We start from the raw sequence: 2,665 nt of genomic DNA on the forward strand, positions 1-2,665 counted from the left end.
TATAGTGATAGTAGGTACCCGTGGCGCTGCAAGGGCAAAAACAGAAACGGCTGTACCAATCGATGTTATTAAAATAAACCAGGTAGGTTTACCCACAGCTAAAATGGATCTGACTTCTGTTTTAAATATGAGTGCACCCTCTTTTAATTATAATAAACAAAGTGGCGCCGATGGTGCCGATCATGTTGACCTGGGAACATTACGTGGCCTTGGCCCTGATCAAACTTTAGTTTTAATTAATGGAAAACGCCGTCACACTACAGCCTTCGTGGCCTTGTTTGGTACAAGAGGAAGAGGCGCTTCGGGTACCGATTTAAATGCGTTTCCTCAAAGTGCAGTAGATAGAATTGAAATATTAAGAGACGGTGCATCTGCACAATATGGCAGTGATGCTATGGCTGGGGTAATGAATATTGTTTTAAGCAAAAATGTAAATCACTGGATTATTAATACGGGCTGGAGCGGTTACAATGATACTAAGTTTAATGCCCGAAAATTTAATGCAGGCAATCAATATTATTCCGGTAATAAAATAGATGGAGGAACATTTACATTGTCTGCTAACAATGGTTTAACCATGGGCAAAAATGGGGGCTTTGTAAATTTTTCTTTTGATTACAGAAGCCAGGGAAAAACTTACAGGCAGGTGGATACTACCAATTGGCAAACTGATAAAAATGCCATCCCGTACATAAATGGTGGACGCAGGGCTTTTGGCGATGGTTCAATTAAAACCTTTGGTGTTATGTATAATATGGAGTTACCAGTTAAGGATAGTAAAACAACTTTTTATACTTACGGTGGTGTTAACAGCAAAGAATCAGATGCATTTGCCTATACCAGGAATATGAGCGCAAGGCCAAATCGTTTTCCTGTTGATGCCGGCGGCACACCCATTTACGTACCCGAAATTATGCGTATCACCAACGATGGTGAAACTTATTACAATCCTCATATTGGTACAAATATTAACGACGCTTCCATTGCTTTGGGTTTTAAAGGTGTAACGGCAAAAAATTGGAATTGGGATGCAAGCCTTGTTAATGGCAAAAATGATTTTCAATATTTTGGAGATAAAACATTTAATGCTTCTTTAATTGGTAACACTACTAAAAATTTTTTTAATGATGGTGGATTCAGGTTCAGGCAGGCAACGTTAAATGTTGACTTAAGTAAAAACTTTAAAAATGTAGCACGGGGTTTAAATTTTGGTTATGGGTTTGAATACCGTAACGAAAAGTACGGTATCAACAAAGGTGAAGAGGCATCTTATGCTAATTACGATCCTAATCAGGTGCAGGCATCAGGCTCTCAGGGTTTTCCGGGTTTTAGTCCCGATGATGTAATTAAAGCAACACGTTACAATTTTAGTGCTTACGCCGATGCCGAATTGAATGTTACTGATAAATGGTTAATAGACGGAGCGGTAAGAGGCGAAAGCTATTCGGATTTTGGATCGGTAGCAACTTTTAAATTAGCTACCCGTTATAAAGTTTCAGATAATTTTAATTTAAGAGGATCGGCAAGTACAGGATTCAGGGCACCATCTTTACAACAAATAAATTTCAGTAATACACTTACTTCATTTAGTGGCGGCCAGTTGGTGCAGTCACGTATTGCCCGCAATGGAGATGTGGTAACTAAAGCCGCCGGCATTCCTGATTTAAAAGAAGAAACATCAGTTAATGGCAGCCTTGGCTTTGCATGGAAGGCAGCACCGAATTTAACTTTTACAGTTGATGGCTATATGGTTAAGGTAAAAGACAGGGTAGTGCTCTCTGGTTTATTTAGTGCCGATGATGCAACATTGCCTGCAGCATTTACCAGTTTATTAAAAGGGTTGAATGTATCTACCGCACAGTTTTTTACCAATGCAGTCAACACCACTAATTATGGAATAGATTTGGTTTTAGACTATTCAAAAAAATGGGGGAACAAAAGTTTTAAAGGATTGTTAGCAGGTAATTTTCAAAAAATTAATTTAGATGAAATACATGTGCCTGCTGCATTAAGCGGCACTGTATTAAATCAAAAAACATTTTACAGCGATAGAGAAATTGCATTTTTAAAAGCATCTGCCCCAGGCGCAAAATTTAATTTAAGTTTAAATTATGCCTGCGGTAAATTAGGCTTTGGTACTAACCTTACTTATTACGGAGGCATAAAACTTTTAGGTTTTGGAGATGCTACACCAGAAAATCCAAACTACGCCGGTATTAATCCGCAGGTTCCATCTGATGCTACCGGAGATTTAGTGCCAGAAATTTTTGATTATAAAGGTAAGTTTGTAACAGATATTTTTGCATCTTATAAATTTTGCAAGAGTGTAAGTATATTTATTGGAGCAGATAATATTTTTAATATTCATCCAAATATTGGTGTAAATCAATTGGCAAAAGGTTGGGCTGGCGATAATGAAAGCGGCGGCCCATGGGATAGTGTGCAAATGGGTTTTAACGGAAGAAGAATATTTACCAAGCTGGCAATTAATTTTTAATAATACATACAATAAATACTCTCAGGCCGAGCTTGTCGAAGGCGGATTAATATAATCAAGAGTTGGCACTTAAATGTTGCCAACTTTTTTTAAATTACATCACATGAAAAAGTATATACCGCTATTTTTTTGTTTGCTGCTTATTACAGTTACAACAGCTGCCCAAAA

1 protein-coding gene is annotated in these 2,665 nt (G+C 37.6%); it reads left to right on the plus strand.

Going from position 1 to position 2,665, the window contains the following annotated elements; translation table 11 throughout:
* Nucleotides 1-2,497 (plus strand): TonB-dependent receptor plug domain-containing protein (locus ACY65O_RS16250; protein ID WP_462221913.1); only part of this gene is annotated, 2,497 nt, incomplete at its 5' end.
* Between the last annotated feature and the right edge of the window lie 168 nt (nucleotides 2,498-2,665).

It is taken from the genome of Ferruginibacter sp. (assembly GCF_031430955.1).
Lineage (GTDB): Bacteria > Bacteroidota > Bacteroidia > Chitinophagales > Chitinophagaceae > Ferruginibacter.